21 protein-coding genes and 1 riboswitch are annotated in these 25,235 nt (G+C 72.5%); of the genes, 16 read left to right on the top strand and 5 right to left on the bottom strand.

From position 1 onward, the window contains the following. Positions 1–70: 70 nt before the first annotated feature. The gene (locus tag ACIP93_RS19820) at positions 71–1,084 is read right to left on the bottom strand and encodes a GDSL-type esterase/lipase family protein (protein WP_401760681.1); all 1,014 of its coding nucleotides are present in this window, start codon (positions 1,082–1,084) and stop codon (positions 71–73) included. Between the two features lie 371 nt (positions 1,085–1,455). Here ACIP93_RS19820 and ACIP93_RS19815 point away from each other — a divergent pair, with 371 nt between their 5' ends. The 4 genes from ACIP93_RS19815 (at position 1,456) to ACIP93_RS19800 (ending at position 6,839) form a co-directional block, all read left to right on the top strand. Further along, positions 1,456–2,928 carry an amino acid permease gene (locus tag ACIP93_RS19815; protein ID WP_380837883.1) on the top strand — a complete coding sequence of 491 codons (1,473 nt, stop codon included), beginning with the start codon at positions 1,456–1,458 and terminating at the stop codon, positions 2,926–2,928. An 18-nt stretch (positions 2,929–2,946) separates the two neighbouring features. Continuing rightward, entirely contained in the window at positions 2,947–3,402 is a 456-nt protein-coding gene (locus tag ACIP93_RS19810; protein WP_189827842.1) for an Lrp/AsnC family transcriptional regulator, read from the top strand. A gap of 842 nt (positions 3,403–4,244) precedes the next feature. Beyond that, entirely contained in the window at positions 4,245–5,075 is an 831-nt protein-coding gene (locus tag ACIP93_RS19805) for a carbon-nitrogen hydrolase family protein (protein WP_345225020.1), read from the top strand. 69 nt (positions 5,076–5,144) lie between these two features. Next, positions 5,145–6,839 carry an NAD(P)/FAD-dependent oxidoreductase gene (locus ACIP93_RS19800; RefSeq protein ID WP_345225022.1) on the top strand — a complete coding sequence of 565 codons (1,695 nt, stop codon included), beginning with the start codon at positions 5,145–5,147 and terminating at the stop codon, positions 6,837–6,839. A 57-nt stretch (positions 6,840–6,896) separates the two neighbouring features. On the opposite strand, the gene ACIP93_RS19795 is transcribed toward ACIP93_RS19800, so the two are convergent. Continuing rightward, a complete protein-coding gene (locus tag ACIP93_RS19795) occupies positions 6,897–7,538 on the bottom strand; it encodes a DUF5995 family protein (RefSeq protein ID WP_401761011.1) in 642 nt (213 codons plus the stop codon). Between the two features lie 553 nt (positions 7,539–8,091). Between ACIP93_RS19795 and ACIP93_RS19790 the strand changes: the two genes are divergently transcribed. Then, positions 8,092–9,216: a glycoside hydrolase family 6 protein gene (locus ACIP93_RS19790; RefSeq protein WP_401761009.1), complete on the top strand. Its 1,125-nt coding sequence runs from the start codon at positions 8,092–8,094 to the stop codon at positions 9,214–9,216. A 197-nt stretch (positions 9,217–9,413) separates the two neighbouring features. Here the strand turns inward: ACIP93_RS19790 and ACIP93_RS19785 are convergent, their stop codons facing one another. Next, the gene (locus tag ACIP93_RS19785; protein ID WP_345225025.1) at positions 9,414–10,811 is read right to left on the bottom strand and encodes a solute carrier family 23 protein; all 1,398 of its coding nucleotides are present in this window, start codon (positions 10,809–10,811) and stop codon (positions 9,414–9,416) included. Between the two features lie 121 nt (positions 10,812–10,932). Continuing rightward, positions 10,933–12,114 carry an MFS transporter gene (locus tag ACIP93_RS19780; protein WP_345225027.1) on the bottom strand — a complete coding sequence of 394 codons (1,182 nt, stop codon included), beginning with the start codon at positions 12,112–12,114 and terminating at the stop codon, positions 10,933–10,935. Positions 12,115–12,249: 135 nt separating this feature from the next. On the opposite strand from ACIP93_RS19780, the gene ACIP93_RS19775 reads away from it, so the two are divergent. Beyond that, a complete protein-coding gene (locus tag ACIP93_RS19775) occupies positions 12,250–13,410 on the top strand; it encodes an ROK family transcriptional regulator (protein ID WP_401760677.1) in 1,161 nt (386 codons plus the stop codon). Positions 13,411–13,559: 149 nt separating this feature from the next. On the opposite strand, the gene ACIP93_RS19770 is transcribed toward ACIP93_RS19775, so the two are convergent. Beyond that, positions 13,560–15,944 carry a chitinase C-terminal domain-containing protein gene (locus ACIP93_RS19770; RefSeq protein WP_401760675.1) on the bottom strand — a complete coding sequence of 795 codons (2,385 nt, stop codon included), beginning with the start codon at positions 15,942–15,944 and terminating at the stop codon, positions 13,560–13,562. Between the two features lie 280 nt (positions 15,945–16,224). Then, positions 16,225–16,355: riboswitch (FMN riboswitch) on the top strand. Between the two features lie 178 nt (positions 16,356–16,533). Between ACIP93_RS19770 and ribD the strand changes: the two genes are divergently transcribed. From ribD to ACIP93_RS19720, 10 genes are all read left to right on the top strand, one after another. Continuing rightward, positions 16,534–17,643 carry a bifunctional diaminohydroxyphosphoribosylaminopyrimidine deaminase/5-amino-6-(5-phosphoribosylamino)uracil reductase RibD gene (ribD, locus tag ACIP93_RS19765; protein WP_401760674.1) on the top strand — a complete coding sequence of 370 codons (1,110 nt, stop codon included), beginning with the start codon at positions 16,534–16,536 and terminating at the stop codon, positions 17,641–17,643. Positions 17,644–17,645: 2 nt separating this feature from the next. Next, positions 17,646–18,299 carry a riboflavin synthase gene (locus tag ACIP93_RS19760; protein ID WP_401760673.1) on the top strand — a complete coding sequence of 218 codons (654 nt, stop codon included), beginning with the start codon at positions 17,646–17,648 and terminating at the stop codon, positions 18,297–18,299. Next, a complete protein-coding gene (locus ACIP93_RS19755) occupies positions 18,296–18,949 on the top strand; it encodes a nicotinamide mononucleotide transporter family protein (protein ID WP_345225035.1) in 654 nt (217 codons plus the stop codon). The genes ACIP93_RS19760 and ACIP93_RS19755 overlap by 4 nt, the downstream gene beginning before the upstream one ends. After that, entirely contained in the window at positions 18,946–20,295 is a 1,350-nt protein-coding gene (locus ACIP93_RS19750; protein ID WP_401760671.1) for a bifunctional 3,4-dihydroxy-2-butanone-4-phosphate synthase/GTP cyclohydrolase II, read from the top strand. The genes ACIP93_RS19755 and ACIP93_RS19750 overlap by 4 nt, the downstream gene beginning before the upstream one ends. 31 nt (positions 20,296–20,326) lie before the next feature. Further along, complete coding sequence (gene ribH, locus ACIP93_RS19745) at positions 20,327–20,812, top strand: 6,7-dimethyl-8-ribityllumazine synthase (protein WP_345225040.1); 486 nt, start codon at positions 20,327–20,329, stop codon at positions 20,810–20,812. 55 nt (positions 20,813–20,867) lie between these two features. Next, complete coding sequence (locus tag ACIP93_RS19740) at positions 20,868–21,140, top strand: phosphoribosyl-ATP diphosphatase (protein WP_345225042.1); 273 nt, start codon at positions 20,868–20,870, stop codon at positions 21,138–21,140. 56 nt (positions 21,141–21,196) lie between these two features. Next, complete coding sequence (gene hisG, locus ACIP93_RS19735) at positions 21,197–22,045, top strand: ATP phosphoribosyltransferase (RefSeq protein ID WP_345225045.1); 849 nt, start codon at positions 21,197–21,199, stop codon at positions 22,043–22,045. A 33-nt stretch (positions 22,046–22,078) separates the two neighbouring features. Beyond that, positions 22,079–22,537 (top strand): PH domain-containing protein, encoded by a 459-nt coding sequence (locus ACIP93_RS19730; RefSeq protein WP_345225047.1) that lies wholly within the window; start codon positions 22,079–22,081, stop codon positions 22,535–22,537. A 212-nt stretch (positions 22,538–22,749) separates the two neighbouring features. Next, positions 22,750–24,105, top strand: a complete 1,356-nt coding sequence (locus tag ACIP93_RS19725; protein WP_401760670.1) for a hemolysin family protein — start codon at positions 22,750–22,752, stop codon at positions 24,103–24,105. Then, entirely contained in the window at positions 24,102–25,211 is a 1,110-nt protein-coding gene (locus tag ACIP93_RS19720; protein WP_401760668.1) for a hemolysin family protein, read from the top strand. Before ACIP93_RS19725 ends, ACIP93_RS19720 begins: the two co-directional genes overlap by 4 nt. Positions 25,212–25,235: the final 24 nt, after the last annotated feature.

Raw genomic sequence — 25,235 nt, 5'->3', positions numbered from 1 at the left:
CCGGCGGACTTCGGCTGGCGAAGGAGATCCGGCTCACGTCGGCACCCGACGGCGGCGAACGAGATCCGGCTCACGCCGGCGTCCGCCCGGCGTCTCCCAGCAGTTCCGCCAGGGCTTCCGCCACCGCCGTCGCGATCAGCGCGTGCCCCGCGTCATCGGGGTGCAGGCCGTCGGCCAGGTGCTCCGGTCCCAGCAGTCCGCGTCCGGGCAGCAGGGCCAGCCGGTCGTCCCCGGCCGCCGCCTCCTCCCGTACGGCCTCCTCCAGCGCCGCGCGCAGCGCGCCCAGGGTGGCGCCTGCCGCGTTCGGGGCGTCCTCGGCGGCGGGGCGCAGCACGGGGGAGACCACCAGGAGCGGGGTGTCCGGATGGCCCCGGCGCACGAGGGCCAGGAAGGAGCGCGTCGTCTCGCGCAGCAGCGGTACGTCGAAGGGGGCGCGCCCCCAGCAGTTGGTGCCGAACGCCAGCGTCAGGACGTCCGCCGGGAGCCCGGCGAGCTGCTGCGCCACCGCGAGCTCGGCCCGTCCCGCGCCCGCGTGCCCGAGGTTGACCGGCTCCAGGCCGAGCAGGCGGCCCGCGGCGGCCGGCCAGGCATGGGCGGGGCGGGTGGACCACCAGCCCTCGGTGATGGAGTCGCCGTGCACCACCCAGCGGGGGCGGGCGGGGGCCGGGGCGATCCGGCCGCCCAGGGCGCGTACCGCGAGCAGGCGGGGCGACCGGGTCTCGGGCGGGTAGAGGGTGAACGGCCCGGCGGGGAGGGGCGCGGGGCGGCCGGCGGCGGGCGGGAGGCCGATGCGTACGACCGACTCCTCCTCGGCCGGGTCGGCCAGCACCTCGGTGAGCTGTACGCCGCCCGCCCAGAGCCCGAAGGCGTGCGGGACCTCTCCCGGCTCGGCGCGGAAACGCACCTCCACGCTCGTCGTCCCGTACGCGAGGAAGTCCAGCGTGACGCCGACCGGCACCCGGGCCCGCTCCAGCACGTCCCACGGCAGCCGGTCCAGGTCGGCCGGGTGGGCCCGCAGCGGCAGGCCGTCCTCGTCACGCCAGGCCACCCCGCGCAGAAAGGGTCCGGCATCCAGCCAGGTCATCGGGGCCTCCCTCGGTCCGTCCCCGACACCCTGCCCCACCCGGGGGCTCGAACACGAGTGCGTCGTCCCGTACCGGCCGCGCCCCGTCCCGCACCGGCCCCGCGCCTTCCGCGTACCGGACATAAGGGAAATCGAAAAAGGGGGCGCAACGAACCGCCGCGGCGCGTCGATGCGCGCAATGATCGACCGCGTATGCGCAAGGTTGCTGCATTACGACCGGGAACTGACACCTCATAGGCTTCACCGCTGTACGTGGAGTGGCGGGGACCGCCTGCTCGGCGGTTCCCGGGCTCTCGGCTGTTCCGCCGTGCCTGTGCGGGGGCCGCCGCGGTCGCCCGCCGCCCGATGAGGCAGCAGAAGGAGCCACCCCCGTGTTGGACCAAGGCGCAGCGCCATCCGCCGTCCCCCCGGCGTCCCCCGGCAACCCGTTGTGGCGGCGCAAGCCGGTCGAGCGGCTGGTCAGCGAGGGTGGTCAGGGCGAGGGCGGCACGCTCCGGCGCACGCTCTCGATGTGGCAGCTGACGATGATCAGCATCGGTGCCACGCTCGGCACCGGCATCTTCGTGGTGCTCGGAACGGCCGTCCCCAAGGCCGGTCCCGCCGTCACGATCTCCTTCGTGATCGCCGGACTCACGGCGCTCTTCTCGGCCCTGTCCTACGCCGAGCTCGCGGGCAGCATCCCGGTCTCCGGATCCTCCTACTCGTATGCGTACGCAACGATGGGTGAATTCATCGCCTGGATCTGCGGCTGGTGCCTGGTCCTGGAGTACGGCGTCTCGGTGGCGGCGGTGGCCGTCGGCTGGGGCGAGTACGTCAACGAGTTCCTCGACGGGACGTTCGGCTTCACCATCCCCGACGCCCTGTCCGCCCCGCCCGGCGACGGCGGCATCTTCAACCTCCCCGCGCTGGTCGTCGTGCTCCTCGCGATGGCCTTCCTGCTCGGCGGGGCCAAGGAGTCGGCCCGCGCCAACACGATCATGGTCGCGGTCAAGATCGGCGCGCTGCTGCTCTTCTGCGTGATCGGCTTCCTCGGTTTCAAGTCCGGCAACTACGCCGACTTCATGCCGCTGGGCATGGCCGGCGTCAGCGCCGCCGGAGCCTCGCTCTTCTTCTCCTACATCGGCTTCGACGCCGCCTCCACCGCCGGTGAGGAGGCGAAGAACCCGCAGCGCGACCTGCCGCGCGCGATCATGCTCTCGCTGCTCATCGTCACCGTGCTGTACGTCCTGGTGGCGGCCGTCGCCGTCGGCGCCCGCAACTGGAAGGGCTTCGAGGGCTCGGAGGCCGCGCTCGCCGGGATCATGAAGGACGTCACGGGGCAGGCCTTCTGGGGCACCCTGCTCGCCGCCGGCGCGGTCATCGCCATCGCGAGCGTCGTCCTGACGGTCCTGTACGGCCAGACCCGCGTGCTCTTCGCGATGTCCCGCGACGGCCTGGTGCCCAAGGTCTTCGCCCGGGTCAGCCCGAAGACCGGCACGCCGCGCGTCAACACGATCATCGTGTCCCTCTTCTGCGGGATTCTGGCGGCGGCGATTCCGCTCGGCAATCTCGTGGACGCCACCAGCATCGGCACGCTCTTCGCGTTCGGCCTGGTCAACATCGCCGTGGTCATCCTGCGCAGGACCCGCCCGGACATGAACCGGACCTTCAAGGTGCCGCTCGGCCCGGTCTTCCCGATCCTGGGCTTCGCCTTCTGCGTCTACAACATGTTCGGGCTCGGTACGGCCACCTGGGTGTACTTCGGAATCTGGATGGCCGTCGGTCTCGTGTTCTACTTCGGGTACGGCATTCGTCACTCGCAGCTGGCGAAGGGCGCGCCGGAGAAGGTTTCCGCAGACGCGTAGAAAAGTGAACGACCCGCAGTGCGACTCAACGATCTCGACGAGCGAATCGTCCACGCCCTGGCGGCGGACGCCCGCCGTTCGTACGCCGACATCGGCTCCCTGGTCGGGCTCTCCGCTCCCGCAGTGAAGCGGAGGGTCGACCGGCTGCGCGCCGAAGGGGCCATCACGGGCTTCACGGTCCGGGTGGACCCGGCGGCGCTGGGGTGGGAGACCGAGGGGTTCATCGAGATCTACTGCCGTCGCAACACCTCGCCCGAGGCGATCAACCGCGGGTTGGAGCGGTATCCGGAGATCGCGTCCGCGTCCACCGTCACGGGGGAGGCGGACGCGATCGTTCAGGTCTTCGCTTCGGACATGCGGCACTTCGAGAGGGTGCTGGAGAGGATCGCGGGGGAGCCGTTCGTGGAGCGGACGAAGTCGGTGCTGGTGCTGTCGCCGTTGCTGAGGCGTTACTCCTCGGGGTCCCCGGCGTAGCTCCCCCCTCCGACACCGGGCCTCCCTCCCGCGGCCTGCTGCGGCCCCCCGACAACCCCACCCTTCCTCTCAGGCCCGCCTTCTCCGGTTCCCGCCCCGGCCTTCTTCGGGCGTCGCCCCCGCGGTTTCGGACGTCGTTCAACCTTCTTCGGGCTTCGCCCCAGCCCCGTTCGGTGACGATCCCACCCTCCCCGTCGCCTCCGTCCCCTCCGCGTCGCAGCCGCCCCGCCCGTCCCGCCCCTTGGGCGACGGGGCCGCCCCAAGGGGGCGAGGGGGGCACCCCCTGCTCGAGCGAAGCCGAGAGCTTGGGGGAGGGCGGGCAAGGGGGCGGCCCACCGCTCCCGGCCTGCCCGGGTGCCGCCCCGTTGCGTGAGGCCTGTGCCGGGCAAGGTCCTCCGCGAGGGCCGGGAGTTCAGCCCCGGCACCGGATGCGTCAGCCCCTGCCGCTCAAGCAGGGGGCCCCGGACCCGCCCCTTTCCCTAAAGCGCTCGCCGCGCGGCTGCCTCCGGTTCACTGCGGGTGCGTCGTGGTTGCTCGCGCAGTTCCCCGCGCCCCTGAAGGGGCGCACCCCCGGCGGGAACAGTGCAGGAGCGTCGTGGCTGGTCGCGCAGTTCCCCGCCCCCCCGGAGGGTGCGGCCCCGGTGGGAGCCGTGCGGGTGCGGTTGGTTTCTCCCGCGTCCCGGGAGGGCCCTTCGGGGGTGGCGCAATGAATCGGTGTCCGGAGGGGTGTGTGCGCAACGGATCGACGGTTGGTGCGCAACGGTCGAGCCTTGTCGGGGTGATCGGCGGACCGTACCGTCAATACGTCTTCCCACCCCCCTCCCACCCGCCCGAGGTTCGCCATGCCGTCGCCCCTGCCCGCGCAGCCCCCGCGCATCGCCCTGCTCCAGAGCTCCGGGCGCCCCGGCTCCGTGGCCGCGAACCTCCAGGTCCTCGACGAGGCCGCCGGGCGGGCCGCCGAGGCCGGCGCCGGGCTGCTGGTCTGTCCGGAGATGTTCCTGACCGGGTACGCCATCGGCAAGGACGCCGTGCACCGGCTCGCCGAGGCCGCCGACGGGGAGGGCGCCGACGCCGTCGCCGAGATCGCCGCCCGGCACGCGCTGGCGATCCACTACGGCTACCCCGAGCGCGACGGCGACCGCGTCTTCAACTCCGCCCAGCTCATCGACGCCACCGGCGCCCGCCGTGCCAACTACCGCAAGACCCACCTCTTCGGCGGCTTCGAGCAGGAGGTCTTCACGGCCGGTGACGACACCGTCGTCCAGGCCGAGTGGGACGGCCTCACGCTCGGGCTGATGATCTGCTACGACGTGGAGTTCCCGGAGAACGTCCGCGCGCACGCCCTCGCCGGCACCGACCTGCTCCTCGTGCCGACCGCCCAGATGCACCCCTTCGAGTTCGTCGCCGAGTCCCTCGTCCCGGTCCGCGCCTTCGAGAGCCAGATGTACGTCGCGTACGTCAACCGGACCGGCCCGGAGGGGGAGGGCGACGAAGCCTTCGAGTTCGTCGGCCTGAGCTGCCTGGCGAGCCCCGACGGGGCCACCCGGGTCCGCGCCGGACGCGGCGAGGAGCTCGTCCTCGGCGAGGTCGACGCCGCCCTGCTGCGCGCCTCGCGCGAGACCAACCCGTACCTCCGCGACCGCCGCCCGGGCCTCTACGGCTCCCTGGGCTGAGCGGCGCCGCTCCGGAAAACCCAGCCTGCCCCACTTCCCCGTTCCGCCCCCGCAAGGAGTCCGTACCCCATGACGTCCACGGTGCCCACCGCCGTCCAGCACACCGACGCGCAGCCGCCGATCACCATGTTCGGTCCGGACTTCCCGTACGCGTACGACGACTTCCTCGCCCACCCGGCGGGCCTGGGCCAGATACCCGCCGCCGAGCACGGCACCGAGGTCGCGGTCGTCGGCGGCGGGCTCTCCGGCGTCGTCGCCGCGTACGAACTGATGAAGATGGGCCTCAAGCCCGTCGTGTACGAGGCCGACCAGATCGGCGGCCGGCTGCGCACCGTCGGCTTCGACGGACCGAGCACCGAGGGCCTGACCGCCGAGATGGGCGCGATGCGCTTCCCGCCGTCCTCGACCGCCCTCCAGCACTACATCGACCTGGTGGGGCTCACCACCAAGCCGTTCCCGAACCCGCTCGCCCCCGAGACCCCCTCCACGGTCGTCGACCTCAAGGGCGAGTCGCACTACGCCGAGACCGTCGCCGACCTGCCGCAGGTCTACCGCGACGTCGCCGCCGCCTGGGCCGCCTGCCTGGAGGAGGGCGCCGACTTCTCCGACATGAACCAGGCCATGCGCGAGCGCGACGTCCCGCGCATCCGCGAGATCTGGGCCGCGCTCGTCGAGAAGCTCGACAACCAGACCTTCTACGGCTTCCTCTGCGAGTCCGACGCCTTCAAGTCCTTCCGGCACCGCGAGATCTTCGGCCAGGTCGGCTTCGGCACCGGGGGCTGGGACACCGACTTCCCGAACTCCATCCTGGAGATCCTGCGCGTCGTCTACACCGAGGCCGACGACCACCACCGCGGCATCGTCGGCGGCAGCCAGCAGCTCCCGCTGCGGCTGTGGGAGCGCGAGCCGCAGAAGCTCGTGCACTGGCCGCTGGGCACCTCGCTGAAGTCGCTGCACGAGGGTGCTCCCAAGCCCGCCGTGACCCGGCTGAACCGCACGGCCGGCAACCGGATCACCGTCACCGACTCCTCCGGCGACATCCGCACGTACCGGGCGGCGATCTTCACCGCCCAGTCCTGGCTGCTCCTGTCGAAGATCGACTGCGACGACTCGCTGTTCCCCATCGACCACTGGACGGCGATGGAGCGCACCCACTACATGGAGTCCTCGAAGCTCTTCGTGCCGGTCGACCGGCCGTTCTGGCTGGACAAGGACGAGGAGACCGGGCGCGACGTGATGTCGATGACCCTGACGGACCGGATGACCCGTGGCACGTACCTTCTGGACGACGGCCCGGACCGGCCCGCCACCATCTGCCTCTCCTACACCTGGTGCGACGACAGCCTCAAGTGGCTGCCGCTGACCGCGCGGGAGCGGATGGAGGTCATGCTCAAGTCGCTCGGCGAGATCTATCCGAAGGTCGACATCCGCAAGCACATCATCGGCAACCCGGTGACCGTGTCCTGGGAGAACGAGCCCTGGTTCATGGGCGCGTTCAAGGCCAACCTGCCGGGCCACTACCGCTACCAGCGCCGCCTGTTCACCCACTTCATGCAGGACCGCCTCCCCGAGGACAAGCGCGGCATCTTCCTCGCGGGCGACGACATCTCCTGGACGGCCGGCTGGGCCGAGGGCGCGGTGCAGACCGCGCTGAACGCGGTCTGGGGCGTCATGCACCACTTCGGCGGCACCACGGACACGACCAACCCGGGTCCGGGCGACGTGTACGACGAGATCGCCCCGGTGGAGCTGCCGGAGGACTAGGTCCGCGTACGGAAAGGGCCGGGCGTACGTCCGTACGGACGCGCCCGCCCCCGGGGGTCAGCGCAGCGGGGTGAGCAGGCACCGCCCCACCAGCCCGGCCCCCGCGTCCATCCGCTGCGCGAACTCCCGGGCCAGATCCGGGAGTTCGCGCAGCCCCCAGAGCACCCGGGCCGCCGCCCACGCCGCGTCCCTGGCCCGCTCCAGGCTCCAGGCGCCGATCAGATGGGTGAGCGGGTCCGCGATCTCCAGCAGGTCCGGGCCCGGCATCAGCTCCTCCCGGATCCGCTCCTCCAGCGCCGCCAGGGTCTCCCCGACCCGGTCGAAGTCCGCCTCCACCTCGGCGGGCCCGCACCCCAGCGTCCGGCACGTGTCGACGACCGCCAGCGCCAGGTCGTGCCCGATGTGCGCATTGATCCCCGCGAGCGCGAACTGCAGGGGCCGCACCCCCGGATGTCTGCGGTACTGGAACAGCGGCCGCCAGCACGCGGGAGGCCGCCCGCCCGCGGCCGTCGCGTCGACCGCCGCCAGATAGCGCTCCGCGAACAGGACGTCCAGCGTCGCCGCGGCGCGCGGATCGGGGAAGCGTCCGCGGTCGATCTGCCGGGCGATCTCCTCCGTCACTGTGAGATACACCCGGTTGAACACCGCGACCCCGTCGTGCTGGGGCCACTCTTCACGGACCGTCCGCATCCGCGCCATCACGGAGTGCACGGACCCCGTGATTCCCGGGGTTTTCGAGGCGGACCGTGCGGTGCACGGGTGCGTGGGCCGTGTACGGTCCCTCTCAAAAGTGAAGTGCGTGAAGTGCTCGATCTGCGCCATGGGGGCAGCGTCCCAGTCGCGGAGCGTGCACGAGGCAGCCGGGCCGGGGCTTCCCCAGAACGAGGGAACGGAACGCCCCCGGCACCGGAGAAGAAGGGGGAGGGTCACGGTGTCAGGCATACCGGGCCGGCGCCGCAGGGGCCGCGCCGAAGGTCGGCACGGAGCCCACGGCGGAAAGAGCGGCAGCGGTACCGGCAGCGGTACGAGCAGCCCGACGGGCGAGCCGCCCGCGGGGAACGCCGTCGGGACGGACGTGCCAGGTGGTACGGGCGGGCCCGGCGGTGCCCACATGGACCTGCCCGGCGGCACGGACCCGTTGGTCGCCGTCGACCGGACGGGCGGCCGGGCCGAGGCGCGCCGAGCCGCTCGCAAGGGCGGCCGCAGCGCCCGCGACGACAGGCGCGGCAGCACCTCCGCGCTGCGCGGCGCGATGGCGGTCGTCGCCTCCGTGGTGGTCGCCGTCGGCGGCGTCACCGGAGTGGTCTCCGCGACCTCGGGCGAGGACGAGCGCTCGACCGCGAAACCCGAGGTGACGCGGGCCCCGGTGGTGCCGCCGCTGCCCGCGGTGCCCAGCCCCTCGGCCACGACGCCCACGCCGTCGCCCAGCGCGACGGCGACGAAGAAGGCGGAGAAGAAGGAGGAGAAGAAGCCGCCGAAGAAGGCCGCACCGCCGCGCAAGCAGGACGCACCGGTCTCCGGCAACCTCTACCTCCACCCGCAGTCCCAGGTGCTGGACTGGGTGCGGGCCAACCGCGGCGACCCGCGGCACCAGCTCATCCAGTCGAGGATCGCCGCACAGCCGGCCGCCGTCTGGTTCGCCGAGTACAACCCGGCCACCATCACCAGCAGGGTCCGCGCGGTGACGGCCGGGGCGGCCGCCGCGGGACGCGTCCCCGTGGTCGTGCCGTACGCCATCCCCGAACGGGACTGCGGCGGGGCCTCGCAGGGCGGTGCGCCGAGCTTCGGGGCGTACGACTCCTGGATCGCGAAGTTCGCGGCCGGGCTCGGCAAGGGCGATGTCATCGTCATCCTCGAACCCGACTCCATCGCCCAGACGGACTGCCTGAACGACGGTCAGCGCGCCACCCGTTTCGCGGCGCTGTCCCGGGCGGGCAAGGCCATCCGCGCGGCCAACCCGAACGCGCGCGTCTACTTCGACGCGGGGCACTCCGGCTGGCACGCGGCCACCAAGATGGCGGGCTTCCTGCGCCAGGCCGACGCGGCGACCAGCAGCGACGGCATCTTCACCAACGTCTCCAACTTCCACCGCACCGCGGACGAGGTGGCCTACGCGAAGCGGGTGCTGTCCGCGCTCGGCGGCCCTTCCTCCCTCGGCGCGGTGATCGACACCAGCCGCAACGGGAACGGCGCGCCGGCGGCGGGCCAGTGGTGCGACCCCTCGGGCCGCGCCCTGGGCCGCCCCCCGACGACGAAGACGGGGGAGTCCCGCATCGACGCCTACCTCTGGGTCAAGCTCCCCGGTGAGTCCGACGGCTGCAAGGGCGCGGCGGGCAGCTTCACGCCGGACTACGCGGTCGAACTGGCCCGCGGCTGACCCCCCCCACACACACGGGAAAGGGCCCGCCCCCCGGCGCTCTGGCCGCCGGGGGGCGGGCCCTTTCCCGTGCCCGGCACCTGCCTCAAGCGCCTGGCCGCGCAGTTGCCGCAAGGGGTGCGGGCAACCACGGCGCACCCGCACGGAGACCGTCCACGGCACCGGGCGCCGACCGGACCCCGCCCGCCCGCGCGGCCTCAGCGCCCCTCGTCGTACGACGACGTCCCCGCGTCCAGCAGCGGCTCCCGCTCCCCGGGGCCTCCCGCCGTCTCCTTCATGTGCGCCGGCGCCAGCGCCCGCAGCACGTGGTACCCGGTGATCACCACGATCGTGCCGAGCGCGATCCCGCTCAGCTCGAAGCTGTCCGTGAACTTCAGGCTCACCCCGCCGACCCCGATGATGATCCCCGCCGCCGCCGGCACCAGGTTCAGCGGATTGCGCAGGTCCACCTTCGCGTTGATCCAGATCTGCGCGCCGAGCAGCCCGATCATGCCGTAGAGGATCACCGTGATCCCCCCGAGCACACCCCCGGGGATCGCCGCCACGACCGCCCCGAACTTCGGGCACAGCCCGAACAGCAGGGCGAAGAAGGCGGCGGCCCAGTAGGCCGCCGTCGAGTAGACCCGGGTGGCCGCCATCACGCCGATGTTCTCGGAGTACGTCGTGTTGGGCGGCCCGCCGACCGCAGTCGACAGCATCGAGGCCGCACCGTCCGCCGCGATCGCGGTGCCCAGCTTGCCGTCCAGGTTGTCGCCGGTCATCTCGCCGACGGCCTTCACATGGCCCGCGTTCTCCGCGATCAGCGCGATCACCACCGGCAGCGCGACCAGGATCGCCGACCACTCGAAGCTCGGGCCGTGGAAGGACGGCAGACCGATCCAGTCGGCCTTGGCCACGCCCGACAGGTCCAGCCGCCAGTGATCGACGGCCGCACCGCCGCCCACCGGCGAGTTGATCTTCCCGAAGACCTGGTCGAAGACCCAGGAGATGCCGTAGCCGAAGATCAGCCCGAGGAAGATCGCGATGCGGGAGAGGAAGCCGCGCAGCGCCACTACCGCCAATCCGGTGAAGAGCATCACCAGCAGCGCCGTCCACTGGTCCTGCGGCCAGTACGTCGAGGCGGTCACCGGCGCCAGGTTGAAGCCGATCAGCATCACGACCGCGCCCGTCACCACCGGGGGCATCGCCGCGTGGATGATCCGCGCCCCGAACCGCTGGACGGCCAGACCCGCCAGGAAGAGCGCCGCACCCACCACGAACACCGCGCCGGTGACGGTCGCGCTGTCGCCGCCGGTGGCCCGGATCGCCGCCGCCACCCCCACGAAGGACAGCGAACAGCCCAGGTAGGAGGGGACCCTGCCGTTGGTCGCCAGGAGGAAGATCGCCGTTGCGACACCCGACATCATGATGGCGAGGTTCGGGTCGAGACCCATCAGGACGGGAGCCACGAACGACGCGCCGAACATGGCCACCACGTGCTGCGCGCCCAGCCCCGCCGTGCGCGGCCACGACAGCCGTTCGTCGGGTCGGACGACGGCTCCGGGCGCGGGCGTGCGCCCGTCGCCGTGCAAGGTCCAGCGGACGCCGAGGCCCATGGGTGCTCCCGTTCAGCTCTGTTCTGATCCAGCTATGCAACTGATCCTGCTCGGTCAAGATCGATCGAGCAGGATCAAATGCTATGGCTGAAAACGGGCGCTCACTCCCCGGCCCGGGTCCTCACTTCGCGGCGGGCTCCAGCGGAGCGGACTCCCGGCCCGCCCCGCGCAGCACCTGCGCACCCACCACCAGGCCGAACGCCAGCACGGTCACCAGCCCGAACGACACCACCAGCGACGTCGCGTCCGCGACCGCGCCGATCGCCGAGGGGGCGATCAGACCCGAGGTGTACGTGATCGTGGCGACACCCGCGATGGCCTGACTGGGGTTCGGGCCGCTGCGCCCGGCCGCCGCGAACGCCAGCGGGACCACCACCGCCACCCCCAGCCCGATGAGCGCGAACCCGGTCAGCGCGAGCGGGACGTTCGGCGCGAAGACCACCAGCAGGCCGCCGGCCGTCGCCGCCACGCCCCCGACCCGTACGGTCGGCACCGGGCCGAACCGGTCCACCACCTTGTCGCCCGCGATCCGCGCGATCGCCATCGTCAGGGCGAACGCCGTCGTCGACGCCGCCGCGAGCCCGGGGTCGGTCGACAGCACGTCGCGGAGGTAGACCGCCGACCAGTCCAGGCTCGCGCCCTCCGCGAACACCGCGCAGAAGCCCACCGCGCCGATGACCAGCGCCGACTTCGGCGGCAGGGTGAAGTGCGGCGGCGCCTCGGCGTCCGGAGCGCTGCGCAGGTCCAGTACGCCCTGGCAGGCGGCCAGGCCGAGGGCGGTCAGGACCAGGGCCGCCAGCAGGTGGTGCAGCCGGGCGTCGCTGCCCAGGTGCGCGGCGAGCGTGCCGCCCGCCGAACCGATCAGCGCGCCCAGGCTCCACATGCCGTGCAGCCCCGACATGATCGACTTCCCGAGCCGGTTCTCCACCTCCACGCCCAGCGCGTTCATCGCCACGTCCGACATGCCGGCCGTCGCCCCGTACACGAACAGCGCCGCGCACAGCGTCCAGATGTTGGGGGCGAGCGAGGGCAGGACCAGTGCCAGCGTCCACAGCGCGAGCAGTCCGCGCAGCGCGTTGCGCGCCCCGAGCCGGTGGGTGACCGCCCCCGCCAGCGGCATCGCGACGGCGGCTCCGAACGCCGGGAACGCCAGCGCCAGACCGAGCTGGCCCGCGCTGATCGAGGCGTGGTCCTGGATCCACGGGATGCGGGTGGCGAAGCTGCCGGTCACCGCCCCGTGCACGCAGAAGACGGCGGCGACGGCGTACCTCGCCCGCTTCACCCGTTCCGTACCGAATTCCATGACTCCCCTTCGCCCCCGTTCGCGCGGTCGCGCCCGGTCCGCTACGTATGCGTCTCCGTATCGCGCCGTAAACTATCAGGAAGCCTGCCTGATAAATAGTGCGGGAAGTCGTCCGCGATCTGGGAGGATTCGGCCATGCCCGCCTCTCCGAGCACCGCCCGCGCCATCAACGACCGGCGTGCCCTGCATCTGCTCCAGGAGGAAGGCCCTCTGACGGCCGGCCAGCTCAAGGCGCTCACGGGCCTGTCCCGGCCCTCGGTCGCCGACCTGGTCGAGCGGCTCCGGGGAGCGGGCCTGATCGACGTCGTCGGCGAGAGCGGCGCCGAGCGGCGCGGCCCCAACGCCCGGGTGTACGGAATCGTCGCCGACCGCGCGCACCTGGCCGCTCTGGACGTACGGACCGGCGGCGTCGGCGTCGGGGTCGCCGACCTCCTCGGCAACCCCCTCGCCGAGAAGACCCTCACGGTCCCCGCGGACATGCCGACGGACCGGGCCGTGGCGGCGGCCGTCGCCCTGCTGGAACGCACCGCCCGCGAGGCGGGCACCGCCCCGCTGCACACCGTCGCCGTCGGCGCGCCCGGCCTCATCGACCCGGCCTCCGGGGAACTGCGCGACTCCGCCTCGCTGCCGCTGTGGCACCGAAGGCTGGTCGCCGTCCTCCAGGAGCGCCTGCCGGCGACCGTCCTCGTCGAGAACGAGACCAACCTCGCCGCCGTGGCCGAACAGCGCCTCGGGGTGGCGCGCGGCCACGACACCTTCGTCTTCCTATGGCTGGGGGAGGGCGTCGGCGCGGCCGTCGTGCTCGACGGCAAGGTGCGCAGGGGAGCCTCCGGCGGCGCGGGCGAGGTGGGCTTCCTGCCCGTGCCGGGAACGTCCGGGCTGCCCTCGGCCACCGGCTGCGACGGCGGCTTCCACTCGTTGGTGGGCGGCGGCGCGGTCTGCGAGCTGGCCGCCGCCCACGGCCTGCCCGGCGGCCCCGACGGACCGGCGGTCGTCGCCGCGGCCCTGGAGGCCGGCGAGCGGGCCGACCCCTTCCTGGACGCCCTCGCCGAACGCCTCGCCCTCGGGGCGGCGGCCGTCGTGGCCGTACTCGACCCGGGCTGCGTCGTCCTCGGCGGCGAGACGGGCCTCGCGGGCGGCAAGGCCCTGGCCGCCCGCGTCGAGGCCCGGCTCGCGGAGCTCTCGCCGCTGCGCACGGAGGTGCGGGCCGGGGAGCTCGGCGGCGGCGCGGTACTGAGCGGCGCCCTGCTGATCGCCCGCGAGGCCGCCCAGGACGACCTCTTCGCGCCCCGCTGAGCGGCCCCGCCCGACCGCGCGGGACCGTCTCCTCGCTCCGCGCCGTGCGGCCCCGCCGTCCGCACGGCACTTCGCCCCGGCCCCCTCGGGTGAGGGGGGCCGGGGCGAAGGCGCGAGCGCGGTCCGGTGCGCAGGACCTCAGCGGTGTCTCAGCAGGCGCCCAGGTCCTGCCACACGCCCCACTCGCCGGTGGTGCCGGGCTCGGCGCCCTGCGTCCACCACTTGGCCTTCCACTGGTGCCCCTTGTGCGACACGGTCGTCCCGCCGCCGTACGCGGTGGCCGCGACGTACGCGGGCGCGGTGCACGCTCCCGGAGTGGGCGTGGGAGTGGGCGTCGGCGTCGGTCCCGGTCCCGGACCCGTGCCCGGCTCCACCGTCTCGGTGCCGCGCGCCAGGTCCCCGGCGAGCGCGTACGACGTACCGCCGATGTTCACCGTCCAGTTCCACGGGGTGGACACCGGCAGGTAGTAGTTGAAGGACAGGTCGACCGACGCGCCGGGAGCCAGGGACTGCCAGGCCGGGAGCTTCAGCGAGGCCCGGTGGAAGTCGCCCTTCAGGCCGCCGACGTTGCTGCCGGTGTGGTCGCTGCTGATCACCTTCGTGCCGAAGCCCGACTGGTCGGACGCGTTGTTCGGCGCGGCCGTCGCGTAGTCGAACTGGAACTCCGTGCCGCCCGGCAGCGCCGTCTTCGTGTTGTTGGTGATCTTCAGCTTGGGCGTGATCGGGTAGTTGGAGTCGCCGAGCTTGAACTCGCCGAACTCCACGCCGATGTTCACGGCCTTCTTCGGCAGCGCCTTGTTCGAGACCGCCGCGCCGTAGGGCTTCGCCGCCTTGAACTTGTCGTACATGAGCGAGGTCAGCGTGTTGCCGGTCTCGTACTGGCCCTTGGCCGCGTTCCAGCCGTAGTCGCCCGCCAGCTCCCAGATCATCGTGCCGCCGATGCCCCGGTCCACCACGTAGTCGGCCTTGGCGCCGACGGACTGCTCGTCCTCCGTCGACAGGAAGACCTTCTTCTCGGCGTTCCACAGCCACGGCGCGACCAGCGAGGAGTCGTACTTGCGGGCGTAGGAGCCGGTCAGCCTGGTGCCGGCCGGGAATCCGTACTTCCCGACGTAGTCGCCGACGATCCCCTTCTCCAGGTTCTTCGCGTGCCACATCGGGTTGGAGCCCGCCGGGGACTCCTTGCCGTTGTCGTCCTTGTCGTGCCACAGGTTGTCGATGCCGACCGCGCCGTCGCCGCACTTCGTCAGGCCGGACCCGGCCGGGCAGGTGGTCGCCGCCGCCTTGCCCCACAGGCCGTCGGTGCCGCCCTGCACGTTCTTGTGGCCGCGCGTGTAGTAGGGCAGGCCCACGTTGATGCGTCCGGCGGGCATCGAGCCGCGGAAGTAGTGGTACGCCCAGTCCGTGTTCAGGTAGCCGATGCCGCCGTACTGGGCGCTGCCGTAGACGTTGGCGGCGGCCAGCTCGCCGTCCTTGCCGTTGTCGAAGAGCGCCGCGTTCGGGCCGACGTGCTCGTTCCAGGCCCCGTGCAGGTCGTACGACATGATGTTGACGTAGTCCAGGTACTTCTGGACCTGGAAGGTCTCCATGCCGCGCAGCAGGTAGCCGGAGGAGGGGGCGGCGACGGTGAGCAGGTAGTGCTTCCCGTCGGCGGCGCCGGCCCGGTCCAGCTTCTCGCGCAGGGTCTTCATCAGGGCCGCGTAGCCCTTGACCAGACCGGCGCGGCGGGCGTTGGCCAGCGTCCAGTCGAGCGGGTTGCCCGCGTCCTTCATGGTGGTCGGGTACTCGTAGTCGATGTCGACGCCGTTGAAGCCGTACTTCTTGAGGAAGGCGACGGTGGAGTCGGCGAAGGTGTTGATGCCGGCCTGGTTGACCGAGCCGTCGGCGTTGGTGGCCATGGAGTAGAAGCCGCCGGAGTTCACCCGCTTGCCGTCGTCGCCGAAGTAGCCGCCGGTCTCGGCCCAGCCGCCCACCGAGACCAGGGTCTTGACGTCCGGGTGCTTCTTCTTGAACTTCTCCAGCAGGTTGAAGTGGCCCTTGTAGGGGAGCGCGGGGTCCATCTCCGCGCCCGCCACGCCCGGCCAGGTCATGCCGGTGGCGGCGTTCTTCTCGCCGTCCGCGCCGACCGAGATCCTGTTGTCGCCGCCGATGTGCGCGAAGGCGTAGTTGAGGTGGGTGACCTTGTCCCAGGGGATGTCGGACGCCAGGTAGGCGGGCATGCCGTCCTTGCCGGTGCGCCAGCCGGTGAAGTAGCCGATGATGCGGCGCTGGTGGTCGGCGCCCATCTTCTCGCGGCCCTCGGTGTCGTAGACCGAGCAGTACGGGACGTCCACGCCGGGCGTCCTGTGGAGCCCGTCGGGCCGACAGGACTCGTGGTCGGCGGCGGCCGCGGCCGCGGGCGCCGCCGGGGCGGCGGTGGCGGAGAGGGTGCCGACGAGGAGCGCCGCGAGAGCGGTGGCGGCGGTTCCGGCGGCGAACAGGGAGGTGCGGGCGCGGGAGGGCGCGGGTCCGGCGGATCTTGTGGGGGACAGCACGTCAGGTCCTCCTGGGGAGGCTCAGCGTCACACGGCGACGGTACGGGGATGGTCCGTGATGCGGGCCCGGGGTGTGCGCACACCGGCGGGCTGTCTCCTGGGAGGTGACGCAGACGTTAAAAGGACTAGACCAAGGCGTCAATAGGTCTGGACCAGTCGGAGGTCGACCCGCCCGCACATGTGCCGAATGTGACCCCGCCCACACCCCTGTGAGTCAGCCCACAGACAAACCCCGGGAGTGCCGACGGGCAGTCGTGGCACACTGGCCCTGTACCAGCAGCAGCGCACTCCGGGGTCGGTGCAATTCCGAACCGGCGGTTATAGTCCGCGACCCGGTCACCTCCAGTGACCGGTTGACCAGGTGTAATTCCTGGACCGACGGTGAAAGTCCGGATGGGAGGCAGTGCGCGGCGGGCCGTCACAGGCTTTTTTCGGTACGCCGCCGTCGGCGGTTCCGTACCCGGACCCTCCCGGGCGGAGCCCTCTTTTCCGGCTCGGCGCGACCGTTGTCCTACCCCCGTGACGCACCCGTTCCTCTGTCGACATCGACAGGCCCCGGAGTCCGTGCCCGAAGAGGCAGGAGGACCCGGTGGCAACCGCCGCAGCCGAGCAGCCAGGCCCCAGCGGCCAGGCCGACGAGAACGCCATGCGCCGAGCGATCGAGCTCGCCGCCCGCGCGCTCGGCGCCACCAGCCCCAACCCGGTCGTCGGCTGCGTCATCACCGACGCCTCGGGCGAGGTCGTCGGCGAGGGCCACCACCAGCGCGCGGGCGGCCCCCACGCCGAGGTCCACGCCCTGCGCGCCGCGGGCGACCGGGCCCGCGGCGGCACCGCGTACGTCACCCTGGAGCCCTGCAACCACACCGGCCGCACCGGCCCCTGCGCGCAGGCCCTCATCGACGCCGGAACCGCCCGCGTCCACTACGCGGTCGGCGACCCGAACCCGCGGGCCACCGGGGGAGCGGACACCCTGCGCGCCGCCGGGATCGCGGTCACCCAGGGCCTCCTGGAAGCCGAGGCCGCCGCCGGGAACGCCGCCTGGCTCACCTCCGTACGACTGGGCCGCCCGTACGTCCTGTGGAAGTACGCGTCCACACTCGACGGACGCGTCGCCGCCGCCGACGGCACCAGCCGCTGGATCTCCTCCGCCGCCTCCCGCGCCGACGTGCACCGGCTGCGCGCCGAGGCCGACGCGGTCGTCGTCGGCTCCGGCACGCTGCGCGCCGACGACCCGCACCTCGCCGTGCGCGGCATCGACGGCGCGGTCCAGCCGCTGCGCGTCGTGCTCGACACCAACGCCACGATCACTCCCGCAGCCCGTGTCCTCGACGACGCCGCGCCCACCCTGATCGCGGTCGCCGAGGACGCCGAGACCGGCCTCCCCGGCGTGCTGCGGCTGCCCCGCGCGGCCACCGGCCTGGACGTGAACGCCCTGCTCGCCGAGTTGTACGCCCGAGACGTCCGCTCCGTGCTGCTCGAAGGCGGACCCACCCTCGCGGGCGCGTTCGTCGCCGCCGGAGCCGTGGACAAGGTCGTCGGCTACCTCGCCCCCGTCCTCCTCGGCGCGGGCCCCGCGGCCCTCGCCGACGCAGGAATCTCCACCCTCGCGGACGCGTTGCGCCTCGATGTGACCGAAACGGTGCACATCGGGCCCGACCTCCGCGTCACCGCCGTCCCCACCGCCACCAAGGAGCGCTGAGCGTGTTCACCGGAATCGTCGAAGAACTGGGTGAGATCACCGCCGTCGAGAACCTCGGCGACTCCTCCCGCTTCCGCCTGCGCGGCCCCCTGGTCACCGAGGACGCCCGGCACGGCGACTCGATCGCCGTCAACGGCGTGTGCCTCACCGTCGTCGAGACCGCCGACGGCGAGTTCACCGCCGACGTGATGGCCGAGACCCTGAACCGCTCTAGCCTCGGCGCCCTCGCCGTCGGCTCCCGGGTCAACCTGGAACGCCCGATGGCGCTCGGCGGACGCCTCGGCGGCCACCTCGTCCAGGGCCACGTCGACGGCACCGGCACCATCGTGGCCCGCGAGCCCTCCGAGCACTGGGAGGTCGTCAGGGTCGCCCTCCCCGCGGAGCTCTCCCGGTACGTCGTCGAGAAGGGCTCCATCACCGTCGACGGCGTCAGCCTCACCGTGGTCGAAGCCGGCGACGACTACTTCACCATCAGCCTCATCCCCACCACGCTCGCCCTGACCACGCTCGGCGTCAAGCAGCCCGGAGACCCGGTCAACCTCGAAGTCGACGTGCTCGCCAAGTACGTCGAGCGCCTGCTCGGCACGCAGCACGGCAACCCCGCCCGCACCGACACCGGCACCGGCACCGGCACCGACAAGGAGACCGTGAAGTGAGCGCCCTGTCCTGGCTCAACTCCGAAGCCTTCACGGCCTTCGGCCAGCACATCCTGTGGTCCGACATGATCGGCAACTCCGTCGGCCTGCTCGCCCTCGCCCTGGGCTGGCGGCGCTCCATATGGACCTGGCCCGCCCAGCTCGCCTCCGGCCTCATCCTGGTCGCCGCCTACGCCTCCGTGCACCTCAGCGGCGGTGTCGGCAAGCAGCTCCTGGTCATCGGGGTCGCCCTGTGGGGCTGGCGGCAGTGGCAGCGCGGCAAGCAGCAGGCGCAGGACGGCACCATCGCCGTCCGCTTCGCCACCTGGCGCGAGCGCGGCCTGCTGCTGGGCGGCGCGGCACTCGGCACCCTCGCCGTCGGCGGCCTCTTCACGCTCTACCCGTCGCTGTCCTGGAGCCCGTGGGCGGACGCGTACATCTTCGTCGGCACCCTCGCGGCGATGGTGGCGCAGGCCCGCGGCCTGGTCGAGTTCTGGTTCGCGTGGCTGCTCGTCGACCTGGTCGGCGTCCCGCTCGCCTTCTCCAGCGGACTGGCCTTCTCCGGTTTCGTCTACGTCATCTACCTCGCCCTCGTCCTGTGGGGGATGCGGGACTGGTGGCTGCGCTCCCGCGCCGCCGCCGGACCCGCGCTCGAAGGAGCCACGGCATGACCACCGCGCTGACCCCCGTCCCGTACGACAGCCGGGAGACACTCGTGGACCCCCACAACGACCACGACGACCACGACGACCTCGCCCTCGACCCCGTCGAGCAGGCGATCCGCGACATCGCGGCCGGCCGGCCCGTCGTGGTCGTCGACGACGAGGACCGCGAGAACGAGGGCGACCTGGTCGTCGCCGCCGAGCTGATCACGCCCGAGATCGTGGCGTTCATGATGAGCGAGTGCCGCGGCCTGATCTGCGCCCCCATGGAGGGCCCGGAGCTGGAGCGGCTCGCGCTGCCCCAGATGGTCGAGCACAACACCGAGTCGATGCGCACGGCCTTCACGGTCTCCGTCGACGCCTCCGCCGAGCACGGCGTCACCACCGGCATCTCCGCCGCCGACCGCGCCACCACGCTGCGGCTGCTGGCCTCCGGCGGGAGCACCGCCGGCGACTTCGTCCGCCCGGGCCACATCTTCCCGCTGCGCGCCCGCCCCGGCGGCGTGCTGGTCCGCGACGGCCACACCGAGGCCGCGGTCGACCTCGCCCGCCTCGCCGGGCTGCGCCCCGCCGGGGCCATCGTGGAGATCGCCGACGAGAACGGCGTGATGCTCCGCCTCCCGGAGCTGATCCCCTTCGCCCGCAAGCACGGCCTGACGATCATCTCCATCGAGGACCTGATCGCCCACCGCCGCGCCACCGAGACCCCCGCCCCCGCGCCCCGGGCCCCCGCCGTCCTGCGCGAGGCGGCCGTCCACCTCCCCACCTCCTTCGGCGAGTTCACCGCCTACGGCTACCGCGCGCCCGACGGCGTCGAGCACGTCGCCCTCGTCCACGGCGAGATCGGCGACGGCGAGGACGTCCTGGTCCGCCTGCACTCCGAGTGCCTGACCGGCGACATCTTCCACTCCCTGCGCTGCGACTGCGGCCCCCAGCTCGACGCCTCGCTGCGCAGGGTCACCGAGGCGGGCCGGGGCGTCGTGGTCTACCTGCGCGGCCACGAGGGCCGGGGCATCGGCCTGCTGTCCAAGCTGCGTGCGTACGAACTCCAGGAGCGCGGCGTCGACACCCTCGACGCCAACCTGGAACTCGGCCTCCCGGCCGACGCCCGGGACTACGCGGCGGGCGCGCAGATCCTCGCCGACCTCGGGGTCCGCAGCCTGCGTTTGATGACGAACAACCCGGACAAAATCACCGCGCTGGTACGCAACGGACTCACCGTCTCCGCACGCGAGGCCATGCCCGTCACCGCCGGCGAGCACAATCTGCGCTACCTGCGCACCAAGCGGGACCGCATGGGCCACGACCTGCCCTGGCTGGACGGCGCGGCCGCTCCCACCTGCGGCAACCAGTAACCAGACCACCACCGAGCAAGGAGAAACGCGCGTGAGCGGCAAGGGTGCACCCGAACTGAGCGTCAAGAACTGCAACGACCTGCGGGTGGCGGTGATCGCGGCCCAGTGGCACGAGAAGATCATGGACGGCCTCGTCGACGGCGCCCTGCGCGCCCTGCACGAGCTGGGCATCGACGAGCCCACCCTGCTGCGCGTCCCCGGCAGCTTCGAGCTGCCCGTCGTCGCCAAGGTCCTCGCGGGCCGCGGCTACGACGCGATCGTCGCCCTCGGAGTCGTCATCCGGGGCGGCACCCCCCACTTCGAGTACGTGTGCCAGGGCGTCACCCACGGCCTCACCCAGGTCTCCGTCGACACCGGCGTCCCCATCGGCTTCGGCGTGCTGACCTGCGACACCGAGGAGCAGGCCCTCGACCGCGCCGGGCTGTCCGGCTCCACCGAGGACAAGGGCCACGAGGCGGTCACCGCCGCCGTCGCCACCGCCACCACACTGCGCACGGTCGCCGAACCCTGGCGCTGAGCGGCCGCCCCTGACGCCGGACGCCGAGGGGGCACCCCGTACTCTAAGGACCATCATGGCCAACAAGACTTTCGAAGAGCTCTTCACCGAGCTCCAGCAGAAGGCCGCCACCGGCGACCCCACCACCTCCCGCACCGCCGAACTGGTGGGCAAGGGCGTCCATGCCATCGGCAAGAAGGTCGTCGAGGAGGCCGCCGAGGTCTGGATGGCCGCCGAGTACGAGGGCAAGGAAGCCGCCGCCGAGGAGATCTCGCAGTTGCTGTACCACGTCCAGGTGATGATGGTCGCCCGCGGGATCTCGCTCGACGACGTCTACGCCCACCTCTGAGCACGCACCCCCTTTCTCTCTCCGCAACTCCCTTCGCACCAAAGGAAGCCGACCTCATGCTGCGCATCGCCATCCCGAACAAGGGCTCCCTCTCCGGACCTGCGTCGGCGATGCTCCATGAGGCCGGCTACCAGCAGCGCAAGGAGTCCAAGGAACTCGTCCTGGTGGACCCGGCGAACGAGGTGGAGTTCTTCTACCTCCGCCCCAAGGACATCGCGATCTACGTCTCGGCCGGCCGCCTCGACATCGGCATCACCGGCGAGGACCTCCTGGTCGACTCCGGGGCGGGCGCCGAGCCGATCCTCCCGCTCGGCTTCGCCCGCTCCACCTTCCGCTTCGCCGCCAAGCCGGGCACCGCCACCTCGGTCGAGGACCTGGCCGGCAGGACCATCGCCACCTCGTACGAGGGCATCGTCGCCAAGTTCCTCGCCGAGCGCGGCATCGACGCCTCCGTCGTCCACCTGGACGGCGCCGTCGAGACCGCCATCGAACTCGGCGTCGCCCAGGTCATCGCGGACGTCGTGGAGACCGGCACCTCGCTGCGCAACGCGGGCCTGGAGGTCTTCGGCGAGCCGATCATGACCTCCGAGGCCGTCGTGATCCGCCGTACCGGCGCGGAGACGGACGACCCCAAGGTCCAGCAGTTCCTGCGCCGCCTCCAGGGCGTCCTGGTGGCCCGTTCGTACGTGATGATGGACTACGACTGCCGGGTCGAGCACCTGGAGAAGGCCGTGGCCCTCACCCCCGGCCTGGAGTCCCCGACCGTCTCCCCCCTCCACCACGAGGGCTGGGTCGCGGTCCGCTCCATGGTCGCCGCCAAGGAGGCCCAGCGGATCATGGACGACCTGTACGAGCTGGGCGCGCGCGCCATCCTCACCACGGCCATCCACGCCTGCCGCCTCTGACTTCCGCCGCTCCCCCTCTCGTCCCCACGAAGGATGCCGTCCGCCGTGTCGCAGCCGCCGCTCCCCGCCCTCCCGGTCACCTTCCGGCCCAACCGGACCAGGGCGGTGCTGCTGACCATAGGCACCGCGATGTTCGTGGTCGTCTCGGCGATCGGCTTCCTGCTGCCAGGACTCGGCCCCGGCGAGCGGCTCACCTTCGTCTTCACCGGCGCGCTGTTCTTCGGCGTCCTGCTGCTGCTCAGCCGCCCCAAGGTGGTCGCCGACGCGGACGGCGTCACCGTCGTGAACCTCACCACCAAGCGGCGTCTCGCCTGGGCGGAGATCCTCAAGGTCAATCTGCGCCCGGGTGACGCCTGGGTGTTCCTCGACCTCAGCGACGGCACCAGCCTGCCCGCGCTCGGCATCCAGCCGGGCATCGCCAAGGAGAAGGCCATCCGCGACGCCCGCGCGCTGCGCGACCTCGTCGAGGCGCACGGCCTCCACGCGGACTGAGCGTCCTCGCCCGCAGGACCTGTGCGCCTGCCCGTCCCGGCGCCTCGTTGATTACTCTGTGGGGTGGCGTGCCACGGGCGCGCCGCCCCGCTCTGCACGGCCCTCCGGGGCCCCGCGGGGTCGTCCCTTCGACCCGAGGAGTGACTCCCTCCAGCAATGGACGGATCGTCCGGTAGTACCTGCGCCGCCCCCTCCCTCCACGAGGCGGCGGCATGACCATCCCGCTTCTGCTGCTCGCCGCAGCGTTCCTCCTGATCCTCGCCAACGGTTTCTTCGTGGCGGCCGAGTTCGGCCTCGTCACCGTCGAGCGGCCGGACGCCGAACGCGCGGCCGCCGCGGGCGACCCACGCGCGGCCACCGTCGTGAACTCCCTGCGCGAGCTGTCCTTCCAGCTCTCCGGCACCCAGCTCGGCATCACCCTCACCTCGCTGGTGGTGGGCATGCTCGCCGAGCCCGCCCTCGCACAGCTCCTCGGCGGACCGCTGACCGCCGTCGGCATCCCCACGGGCGCCGTTCCCGGCGTCAGCGTCGTCATCGGCATGCTGCTGGCGTCCGCCGTGCAGATGGTGATCGGCGAACTCGTGCCGAAGAACTGGGCGGTCGCCAAGCCGCTCCAGGTGGCCCGTTTCGTGGCCGGCCCGCAGCACCGCTTCTCGACCCTGTTCCGTCCGGTGATCACCCTGCTCAACGCCACCGCCAACCGTCTCGTACGGCTGCTGGGCGTCGAGCCGACGGACGAGCTGGCCTCCGCCCGCACCCCCGGCGAACTGGTCTCCCTGGCCCGCCACTCGGCACGGGCCGGGGCCCTGGAGCAGGACACCGCGGACCTCTTCGTCCGCACCCTGTCCCTCGGCCACCTCACCGCGCAGCACGTGATGACGCCGCGGGTGAAGGTCGCCTCCCTCCAGTCGACGGCCACCGCCGCCGACGTCCTCAACCTCACCCGGGCCACCGGCCTCTCGCGCTTCCCGGTCTACCGCGAGCGCATCGACGAGATCGTCGGCATGGTGCACCTCAAGGACGCCCTCTCCGTCCCGGCGCACGAGCGGATGCGGGTCCCCGTCGGCCGGATCGCCGTCGCACCCCTGCTCGTACCGGAGACACTGCCCGTGCAGCGGCTCCTGGAGCGGCTGCGCAGCGAGCAGCCGATAGCGGTCGTGGTGGACGAGTACGGCGGCACGGCCGGGGTGGTCACCCTGGAGGACATCGTCGAGGAACTCGTCGGCGAGGTCCGCGACGAGCACGACGCCCAGGGCGCGGACCGGCCGGAACTCGCGGCCGTGGCCCCCGCCGAGGACGGCAGCCCGGCCTGGGAGGCCGACGGCGGCTGCCGGGTCCTGACGCTGCGCCGGATAGGACTCGACGTCCCCGAGGGCCCGTACGAGACGGTGGCCGGCCTCGTCGCCGACCTCCTCGGCCGCATCCCCGCCCCCGGCGACCGGGCCGAACTCCCCGGCTGGCAGCTCTCGGTCCGCCAGGTCGGCCGCTACCGGGCGGAACGCGTCCGCCTGGTGCGCCGCGCCGCCGGCGGCGTCGGCGCCGAACAGCTTGTGGAGGCGGCCCGATGAGCGCCCTGCAACTCCTCTTCGCCCTGCTCCTGGTCCTCGCCAACGGGTTCTTCGTCGGCGCGGAGTTCGCCCTCGTCTCGGTGCGCCGCAGCCAGATCGAACCGCTCGTGTCCGAGGGCTCGGCCCGCGCCAAGCAGGTCATGCACGGGCTGGAGCACCTGCCGCAGATGATGGCGGCGGCCCAGTTCGGCATCACCGTCTGCTCGTTGACGCTGGGCGCGGTGGCGGAGCCGACCGTGGCCCACCTGCTGGAGCCGGTCTTCCACGCGGCCCGGGTGCCGGACGCGCTGGTGCACCCCCTGGGCTATGCGATCGCCCTCGCGGTCGTGGTCGCCCTGCACCTGGTCATCGGCGAGATGGTGCCGAAGAACCTGGCGATGGCCGCCCCGGAGCGGACCGCGCTGTGGTTCAGCCCGGGCCTGGTCGCCTTCGCGCGGCTGTGCCGGCCGGTGACGGCGGCACTGGACTGGTGCGCGCGCATGGTGCTCAAGCTCGTCCGGGTCGAACCCAGGGAGGAGGTCGAGTCCGTCTTCACCAGCGAGCAGCTCAACCGCTTGGTGGAGGACTCGGGCCAGGCGGGCCTGCTGGAGCCGGGCGCACAGGAGCGCCTGGAGGACGCGCTGGAGCTGGGCAGCCGTCCGGTCACGGACGTGGTGCTGGGCCGGTCCTCGCTGGTGACGGTCGGCCCGTCGGTCACCCCGCGCGAGATCGAGGAGCTGACGGTCCGGACCGGCTACTCGCGCTTCCCGGTCTGCGCGCCCGGCCCGCTCGGGGCCTTCATGGGGTACGTCCACGTGAAGGACGTCCTGGACCTGGACGAGGCGGAACGGGCGGTGCCGCAGCAGGTGTGGCGTCCGCTGCCGACGCTGCGGGCCGAACTCCCGCTGGACGACGCGCTGTCCGTGATGCGCCGGGCGGCGACGCACCTGGCGCAGGTGGCGGACGCCTCGGGGCGGGTGCTGGGGCTGGTGGCGCTGGAGGACGTGCTGGAGAAGCTGGTGGGGGAGGTGCGGGACCCGGCGCACCGGGAGGCCCCGGCGCCGCCCCTGGTCCCGCGGCCGACGGACCTGGTGGAGGCGCGGGTGCCGGAGACGATGGCGGGGTAGGGCCGCCGGGGCCGGGGGGCGGGG

It is taken from the genome of Streptomyces sp. NPDC088745 (assembly GCF_044751045.1).
GTDB lineage: Bacteria > Actinomycetota > Actinomycetes > Streptomycetales > Streptomycetaceae > Streptomyces > Streptomyces cremeus.
Note: the sequence above shows the minus strand (reverse complement) of the source record. Positions and strands in the feature narration are given on the sequence as shown.

Coding starts and splice junctions, on each gene's coding strand:
- ACIP93_RS19750 (WP_401760671.1), top strand. CDS start 18,946: ATGACCACCGCGCTGACCCCCGTCCCGTACGACAGCCGGGAGACACTC.
- ACIP93_RS19795 (WP_401761011.1), bottom strand. CDS start 7,538: ATGGCGCGGATGCGGACGGTCCGTGAAGAGTGGCCCCAGCACGACGGG.
- hisG (WP_345225045.1), top strand. CDS start 21,197: ATGCTGCGCATCGCCATCCCGAACAAGGGCTCCCTCTCCGGACCTGCG.
- ACIP93_RS19730 (WP_345225047.1), top strand. CDS start 22,079: ATGCCGTCCGCCGTGTCGCAGCCGCCGCTCCCCGCCCTCCCGGTCACC.
- ACIP93_RS19805 (WP_345225020.1), top strand. CDS start 4,245: ATGCCGTCGCCCCTGCCCGCGCAGCCCCCGCGCATCGCCCTGCTCCAG.
- ACIP93_RS19820 (WP_401760681.1), bottom strand. CDS start 1,084: ATGACCTGGCTGGATGCCGGACCCTTTCTGCGCGGGGTGGCCTGGCGT.
- ACIP93_RS19720 (WP_401760668.1), top strand. CDS start 24,102: ATGAGCGCCCTGCAACTCCTCTTCGCCCTGCTCCTGGTCCTCGCCAAC.
- ACIP93_RS19800 (WP_345225022.1), top strand. CDS start 5,145: ATGACGTCCACGGTGCCCACCGCCGTCCAGCACACCGACGCGCAGCCG.
- ACIP93_RS19780 (WP_345225027.1), bottom strand. CDS start 12,114: ATGGAATTCGGTACGGAACGGGTGAAGCGGGCGAGGTACGCCGTCGCC.
- ACIP93_RS19775 (WP_401760677.1), top strand. CDS start 12,250: ATGCCCGCCTCTCCGAGCACCGCCCGCGCCATCAACGACCGGCGTGCC.
- ACIP93_RS19790 (WP_401761009.1), top strand. CDS start 8,092: ATGGCGGTCGTCGCCTCCGTGGTGGTCGCCGTCGGCGGCGTCACCGGA.
- ACIP93_RS19785 (WP_345225025.1), bottom strand. CDS start 10,811: ATGGGCCTCGGCGTCCGCTGGACCTTGCACGGCGACGGGCGCACGCCC.
- ACIP93_RS19740 (WP_345225042.1), top strand. CDS start 20,868: ATGGCCAACAAGACTTTCGAAGAGCTCTTCACCGAGCTCCAGCAGAAG.
- ACIP93_RS19725 (WP_401760670.1), top strand. CDS start 22,750: ATGACCATCCCGCTTCTGCTGCTCGCCGCAGCGTTCCTCCTGATCCTC.